We start from the raw sequence: 7684 nt of genomic DNA on the forward strand, positions 1-7684 counted from the left end.
TAAGGAGCATCAAGAAAAGAAAGAGAGGTATGGATACATGAAAGGTTGGATGGGAAAATTTAAATTTGTATTCCTTTTAAGCTTTCTTACCATTATCCTTGCAGGATGTGGAAAGGAAAACTTAACAGCTCTTGTACCAAAGGGGTATGGTGCGGAGTCTTCCATGAATTTAATTATTCTTTCAACAGTAATTATGACATTTGTATTTATTGTTGTTCTTTCTATTTACTCGATAGCATTGATACGCTTTCGTAAAAAGAAAGGACAGGAGGGGTACATTCCAAAGCAGGTGGAGGGTAGTAAAAAACTGGAAACCATTTGGACCGTAATACCAATTATTTTAGTTTTGATCCTTGCAGTACCTACTGTTGCTGCAACCTTTGATTTAGCCGATGAGTCCGGCAAAAGTGAACATATCAATATTGATGTGACAGGAAATCAATATTGGTGGCATTTTAGCTATGCAAATGAAGAAATTCAAACAAGTCAGGATTTATACATCCCAACTGGCAAAAAAGTATATTTGAATATGAAATCCTCAGATGTTATTCACTCTTTATGGGTGCCGAGTATTTCGGGGAAGATGGATGTGAATCCTGAAAACGAAAACACGATGTATATTGAAGCAAATGAAGAAGGGGTTTATTGGGGCAAATGCGCGGAATTATGTGGGCCTTCACACTCACTCATGGACTTTAAAGTCATAGCCGTTAGTCCAGAAGAGTATGAGCAATGGGTATCTGATATGCAAGCTGTAGACCCTAAGGAAGAACCACAAGACGCCGTGGCTCAAGATGGTAAAGCAGCAATGGAAGCGAATAATTGTTTAAGCTGTCATGCGATTGGATCTTCACCAAATGCGGTTGGACCTAATTTAACTAACTTCGGAGATCGAACCAAGATTGCTGGTTACCTTGAAACTAACAAGGAAAATCTGGTTGACTGGTTATTAAATCCAGAGTCTATAAAACCAGGTAACTTGATGACAGGTAAATACCCTAAACTATCGGAAGAAGAGGCAGACAGTATTGCAGAATACTTGCTGCAATTAAAGCCATCGGAAATAACTCCAGAGAGTGCGGGTAACTAATAATAAAGGGTGGAAGATTTAAAAGGGAGGTTTATAATTTGAGTATTGCAGCTGCTCAAAAAAGAGGCTTCGGTGCTTTTCTATGGGATTATTTAACGACAGTTGACCATAAGAAAATAGCACATTTGTATTTAGTTGGTGGAGGATTTTTCTTTATCCTCGGCGGGCTCGAAGCTTTATTTATTCGTATTCAATTAATTGCCCCTGAAAATGATTTTATTAGTGCAGGGTTATATAATGAGATGTTTACCATGCATGGAACAACCATGATTTTCCTTGCAGCAATGCCGTTGTTGTTAGGACTAATGAACGCAGTAATGCCACTGCAGATTGGTGCACGTGATGTGGCATTTCCGTTTTTAAACTCATTAGGGTTTTGGTTATTTATGTTTGGAGGCATTCTTTTAAATTGTAGCTGGTTTTTAGGTGGAGCACCAGATGCAGGCTGGACTGCCTATACACCATTATCTGCGGTATCACCAACACATGGAGTTGACTTTTATGTATTGGGTTTACAGATTTCTGGTGCCGGTACATTAATGGGTGGGATTAATTTCTTAGCTACAATTGTTACCATGCGGGCACCAGGAATGACATATATGCGCATGCCGTTATTTACATGGACGACATTTGTTACAAGTACACTTATTTTATTTGCATTTCCTGCATTAACGGTAGGCTTGTTTTTATTGATGTTTGATCGTATGTTTGGATCGGCATTTTTCGATGTTGCTTTAGGGGGGAACTCTATCATTTGGCAACATTTATTCTGGATTTTCGCTCACCCGGAAGTTTATATTTTGATTTTGCCAGTATTTGGAGTGTTTAGTGAGGTTATACCAACATTTTCCAAAAAGCGTTTGTTCGGTTATACGTCAATGGTTTTTGCAACGATGTTAATTGCTTTCTTAGGTTTTATGGTTTGGGCACACCACATGTTTACGGTTGGCTTAGGTCCAGTAGCGAATGCGATCTTTGCGATAGCAACGATGGCGATTGCTGTACCAACTGGAATTAAAATCTTTAACTGGTTAGCAACGATGTGGGGCGGAAGTATAACGATCAATTCAGCTATGCTATGGTCATTAGGTTTTATACCATCGTTTACAATTGGTGGTATGACAGGTATTATGCTTGCATCTGCTGTGGCTGATTACCAATACCACGATTCGTACTTTGTTGTAGCTCACTTCCACTATGTTATTGTTGGTGGGGTTGTATTTGGTCTTTTTGCGGGATTGCATTATTGGTGGCCAAAAATGTTTGGCAGAATATTAAATGAGAAACTAGGAAAAATAGGCTTTTGGTTATTTTTTATCGGATTTCATTTAACCTTCTTTATTCAGCATTTCTTAGGTCTTATGGGAATGCCACGACGCTACTGGGTATTCTTGGAAGATCAAGGCTTAGATACAGGGAACTTGGTCAGTACAATTGGTACGTTCCTAATGGCAATTAGTGCAACCATATTTTTAATTAATATTATTTATACTTCGGTTAAAGGAGAAAAAGCATCTGCAGATCCGTTTGATGGGCGTTCGTTGGAATGGGCAATTTCATCTCCGCCTCCATATTACAACTTTAAGCAATTGCCACTTGTACGTGGTCTGGATCCTTTGTGGGTGGAAAAAATGGATGGTAAAGATAATCTGGCACCTGCAGAGCCGCTTGGTGACATCCATATGCCAAATAGTTCAATCTTGCCGTTTATCATTTCTTTCGGTTTCTTTATTGCAGGGTTCGGCTTCATTTATCAAACTGACCATCAGGCTTGGAATTTTGCAATATTTATTGGTATGGGAATTGCGTTAGGATCCATGCTGATGCGATCATTAAAAGATGATCATGGTTATCATATTAGCAAAGCAGAACTTGAAAGGGAGGCGGACTAATTATGAGTCACGATCATTCCTTAAATCCAGAAACAATGCCTGAAGATCCAGCTAAGGCTACATTAGAAGGAAAAAATAAATTTTTCGGCTTATGGTTCTTTCTTGGCGGAGAAACAGTATTATTTGCTAGCCTGTTCGGGACTTTTCTAGCACTTCGCAACTCAACTGCTGGCGGTCCGAGCGGTGAGGATATATTTGGTTTAGAGCTTGTTTTTCTTATGACTATGTTACTATTAACGAGTTCATTAACAAGTGTTTATGCCATGTATCATATGAAAAATAATGATTTTAAGAAAATGCAGTTATGGCTAGGAATTACAGCCTTTTTAGGTATCGGATTCCTCGGTTGTGAAATTTACGAGTTCTATCACTATATTACTGATTTTGGATTCACGTTTAGATCATCCGCATTCGGTTCTGCGTTTTACACGCTTGTTGGCTTCCATGGTGGACACGTGGTGTTTGGAATAAGCTGGTTAATTGCATTAATGGTGCGAAATGCAAAACGTGGATTGAATTTATATAATGCGCCGAAATTTAATACATTCAGCTTATACTGGCACTTTATTGATGTTGTATGGGTATTTATCTTTACAGTTGTATATCTAATGGGGAAGGTGGGTTAATACAAGATGGATAACACCAATACCAATTCATTTCAAAAGCAAAAGAATAAAGAAGAAATGAAAAAGCAACTGATTACATTTGTGTTAATGATTGGTTTTACCATTGTCGCCTTTGCGATAGTAGCGACAAACGCAATGGATAAGATGTTTGCTGTTCCATTATTACTCATCTTGGCGGTCGTTCAGGTTGGCTTCCAATTCTACTATTTTATGCATATGAAGGATAGAGGTCATGAATTTCCGTCCGTGATGATTTATGGTGGAGTGTTTGCTGCAATGTTAACAATAGCTGCGTTAGTAGCTATTGTATGGTGGTAAATAAGGTCGGGGATTCCCGACCTTTTCCATTTCTGCGAATGTTTTGAAATTGTCAAATCTTATTGCTGTCCATAAATTTATAAATGTTATAATAGAAAGGACAATCCTTTTGAGGTGATTTTACATGTGGCTAGAACTACAAATTTTTGGTTTTCGAGCTTTATGGAGCCCCTATTTTCTCCTGTTCATATTTGCGTTAGGGGTCGCTTATTTTCTCATAACTGGTCCCTATCGGCATAAATTCGGTGGGGAGGAGAAACCCACGAGCATGCAACAATTCATGTTTTTGCTTGCATTAGTGTTACTCTATGCAGTAAAGGGTGCGCCAATAGATTTGTTGTCTCATATTATGCTTACAGCACATATGATGCAAATGGCTGTTTATTATTTAATTTTCCCGATTTTAGTAATTAAGGGTGTTCCAGTGTGGATTTGGAAAAAAATTATCCATGCACCGATTATAAAACCGGTGTTTCAACTATTGACCAAACCACTTATTTCGTTACTGTTATTTAATGGGCTATTTTCTCTTTACCATATTCCAGCAATATTTGATTTTGCTAAATCGTCACAAGTTGCCCATACGTCTATTTCACTAATTATTTTAATTGCGGCGTTCATCGTTTGGTGGCCTCTACTGGCGCCGATTAAAGAAATGGATACAATGCGGCCGCTGTTAAAAATATTTTACATTTTTGCTAATGGTGTATTAATTACACCAGCTTGTGTACTAATCATATTTGCTGACGAGCCGTTGTTTGCTGCATATAGCCAAAATGGAGCATGGTTACAAGCGCTTGCGTTATGTGTCCCAGGAGATATTTTGGAAGGAATGGCTGTACAAATTAGCGGTCCAGAAATGTTCTCGCCGATGAGTACGTTAGAAGATCAGCAGCTTGGTGGTATCATTATGAAGATTATGCAAGAAATCACCTACGGTACTATCCTGGCAAGAGTCTTCTTTAAATGGTTTACAGAAGAAAGTTTAAAGGTGGATCCGATTCAGACAGAAGTACAACATTCCCAATGAAGTCGTTTGGACAAAAGATGTAGTAGGTTATGTATACCAACACGGATATGCAAAAGAGCAGAAGACTTCTGGTTTTAACTATTAAGTTATTAAACATGGTGGAAGACAAAAGGGATGAAGTAGAGCAAAGGGTGGTTGTAATAAATCAAATTTGTTCTACTTTATTCGGTCAAGTTATAAAGCTTCACGAAATGAAACTGCTTCTCCTATAATAAGCAGTTGTTCATAAGTGATGGGGCAACTATCTTTTTTGCAAAGTCTATTATATTCCTATAGTCCAAGATATGATATAGGGGAAAACAGCTATGATTTGCAACTAATTTGCGTGGGAAAGGAGATTTTTTAATGCCAATTTTACCAACAATAAGTACTTTTTTTATTGTTTTAAGTGCCGTTTTTGTAGCGATTGGGTGGCGCTTTATAGCTAAAGGAGAAGCTGTAAAACATAAAAAAGCCATGATAACTGCTGCAGTTAGTGCAACAATATTTTTTATTATTTATGTTTCTCGAACAATATTTGTAGGGAATACTAGCTTTGGAGGTCCGGAGGATTTAAAAATATATTATACGATCTTTTTGGTATTCCATATTATATTAGCTACCACGGGGGCCATTTTTGGTATAGTAACATTGACATTGGCATTTAAACGTAACATTCGTGTACATAGAAAGGTTGGACCCATAACTAGTGTGATTTGGTTTTTCACTGCGATTACCGGAGTTGCAGTATACTTGCTACTATATATTTTATATGAAGGCGGGGAAACAACAAGTTTAATCAAAGCCATCTTAGGAACGTAAAAAAACGGGGAGTCAGACGAACTTCCCGTTTTTTGTCCTATTTTCGTAGTATCCTAATCCGGTTGAATAAAGTAGTTGGTAGATAACAGAACCGATAGACGAAACGACGTTAACCGTTCAGTTAGTTACTTAAATCTTTACATTCCATTTAATAATTCCTGCTTCTTTTGCTGAATTAAAAGCAATTAGGATTAACGGACCAAGTATAAATCCTAATATTCCCAGTAGCTTTAAACCGATAAACATAGAAATTAGAGTAGCTAATGGGGAGAGACCTATATGCTGACCCATTACTTTAGGTTCGACAATCCTGCGAATGGCTAGCAAGATGACAGCTAATATAGCTAGCTGGATGCCTAGTGATGTATCTCCTGCCATAAACATAAATAATGCCCATGGACCTAATATGACAATCGAGCCGATGATAGGGATTAAATCAATAATCCAAATAATTAACGACATAATAATCGCTACTTCTGGCGTAATAAGGAAAAGGCCAACTAGTGTGACGGCTAAAATAATCAGACTTACTAAAAACTGAGCTTTAAAGAACCCTAAAAATACATTTGTAATTCGATGATTCATAAATGATACTTTTTCTGCTGTTTCCTTTGTCATAACATGGTACATTTTTGCCTTTAGAAGCGGCAATTCCAGCATGAACAGGAATAACGCAATTAAGTAAACGATAAAGCTAATTAAATATTGTGGGATAGAGGCGAAGAGTTGAGCGATTCGTTCTAATGTTATCGTTTCTTTTGCGGTTGTACTCAACGCATTGAGATTCGTTTCAATGCTGGACGATACTTGTCGTACAAATTCGTCAGGCAAATCATCTGTGTAATGTTGAAGTTGCCTTTCCCAATCTTGGTAGATTCTATTTAATTCATTAAAGTGTTGCGGAACATCTTCTACAAAATTAACAACCTGTGTAACTGCTCTAGTAATTGTAAAAGTTCCCACAACGCCAAGAACGATTAAAAATAATAAAAAAACAATCGTTACAGATATTTTTCGATTAATCTTTAGCTTTTTTTGCACCATCCTTATAACTGGGTTCAGAATAAGAGCTGTTACAAAAGCAACGATTAAAGGAATTGAAATTGGTACTACAAAAATGAATAACAGGATTAATAAAAGAGTTAAAAAAATAAATGTCCAGTGACGTTTAGTTAGATTGCGAAACAAAGTATTACGATGGCTCCTTTCATCATCAAACAGTTACGGTATACTTATAAAAAATATAGCATTAAATAACGCATTTGAACAGAAATATTTATTAAAATGGAAGAATATATTCTAGACGTATCATTTAAAGTAAATCAGAGTTGGTTATCGTATTTTCATCTGCAAATAAGTGCTGAAAAAACCCCTGAGTGGGTGCAACAAGCCTAAGAGGAAGATAATAGGCATTTAAATGTCCTATTTGGACACACGATGTAACTATCTGTGAGGATGATGAAAACCACAGCTGATGGAAGTTTCGCTTTATTGGGGGAAATAGTTTTCATTTCTGTAGCTGGCTACGGCTCTACTTTTACCTATCGGTTTATACCGAATGTAAGCCCTCGTAAACTCTCACTGTTTGAAAAGGGAAGGAGAGTTTTGCTAATCTGAAACAAGATTTGATCCACAGCAAAACAATGGTCAAACGAGCGTATTTAAAAGAACAAAGGCGCAAGCTCCCGTTTAGCAACGTAGCGAGTGGAACGAATGAAGTGAGATAAAGGAATCATGGTGAGGCACGAACCAATGATGACTTATCGAAAGGCGATTTCGTGAAGTCGCCTAGTTGCTGGGCGCTTGCGCCGGACGTGGCTAAATAACTTAGTAAGTTATCCACAGCTGCAAAATTTTATAATTTCCTCACTAGCGTTGCATAAAAAGTAATGCTTCAAGTCAAGCGCTAATTATCCATTTGAGGCAT

General features: G+C 37.5%; 7 protein-coding genes. 6 read left to right on the forward strand and 1 reads right to left on the reverse strand.

What is annotated here, in order from left to right; genetic code table 11:
* Positions 1 to 37 precede the first annotated feature (37 nt).
* The 6 genes from coxB to D1839_RS14965 all read left to right on the forward strand — a co-directional run bounded on the left by coxB (position 38) and on the right by D1839_RS14965 (position 5757).
* Positions 38 to 1090 (forward strand): cytochrome c oxidase subunit II, encoded by a 1053-nt coding sequence (coxB, locus tag D1839_RS14940; RefSeq protein ID WP_120380667.1) that lies wholly within the window; start codon positions 38 to 40, stop codon positions 1088 to 1090.
* Between the two features lie 38 nt (positions 1091 to 1128).
* Complete coding sequence (gene ctaD, locus D1839_RS14945) at positions 1129 to 2982, forward strand: cytochrome c oxidase subunit I (protein WP_120380666.1); 1854 nt, start codon at positions 1129 to 1131, stop codon at positions 2980 to 2982.
* 2 nt (positions 2983 to 2984) lie between these two features.
* Entirely contained in the window at positions 2985 to 3608 is a 624-nt protein-coding gene (locus D1839_RS14950) for a cytochrome (ubi)quinol oxidase subunit III (protein WP_120380665.1), read from the forward strand.
* A 6-nt stretch (positions 3609 to 3614) separates the two neighbouring features.
* Positions 3615 to 3926 carry a cytochrome c oxidase subunit IVB gene (gene ctaF / locus D1839_RS14955; protein WP_120380664.1) on the forward strand — a complete coding sequence of 104 codons (312 nt, stop codon included), beginning with the start codon at positions 3615 to 3617 and terminating at the stop codon, positions 3924 to 3926.
* Positions 3927 to 4050: 124 nt separating this feature from the next.
* Positions 4051 to 4956: a cytochrome c oxidase assembly factor CtaG gene (ctaG, locus tag D1839_RS14960; RefSeq protein WP_120380663.1), complete on the forward strand. Its 906-nt coding sequence runs from the start codon at positions 4051 to 4053 to the stop codon at positions 4954 to 4956.
* A gap of 345 nt (positions 4957 to 5301) precedes the next feature.
* A complete protein-coding gene (locus D1839_RS14965; protein WP_120380661.1) occupies positions 5302 to 5757 on the forward strand; it encodes a DUF420 domain-containing protein in 456 nt (151 codons plus the stop codon).
* Between the two features lie 129 nt (positions 5758 to 5886).
* On the opposite strand, the gene ytvI is transcribed toward D1839_RS14965, so the two are convergent.
* Positions 5887 to 6945, reverse strand: a complete 1059-nt coding sequence (gene ytvI, locus D1839_RS14970; RefSeq protein ID WP_120380660.1) for a sporulation integral membrane protein YtvI — start codon at positions 6943 to 6945, stop codon at positions 5887 to 5889.
* Positions 6946 to 7684: the final 739 nt, after the last annotated feature.

This window comes from Roseburia sp. 1XD42-34, assembly GCF_009917385.1.
In the GTDB taxonomy this organism is placed as follows: Bacteria; Bacillota; Bacilli; order Bacillales; family Amphibacillaceae; genus Virgibacillus.

Coding starts and splice junctions, on each gene's coding strand:
- coxB (WP_120380667.1), top strand. CDS start 38: ATGAAAGGTTGGATGGGAAAATTTAAATTTGTATTCCTTTTAAGCTTT.
- D1839_RS14950 (WP_120380665.1), top strand. CDS start 2,985: ATGAGTCACGATCATTCCTTAAATCCAGAAACAATGCCTGAAGATCCA.
- ctaF (WP_120380664.1), top strand. CDS start 3,615: ATGGATAACACCAATACCAATTCATTTCAAAAGCAAAAGAATAAAGAA.
- ctaG (WP_120380663.1), top strand. CDS start 4,051: ATGTGGCTAGAACTACAAATTTTTGGTTTTCGAGCTTTATGGAGCCCC.
- D1839_RS14965 (WP_120380661.1), top strand. CDS start 5,302: ATGCCAATTTTACCAACAATAAGTACTTTTTTTATTGTTTTAAGTGCC.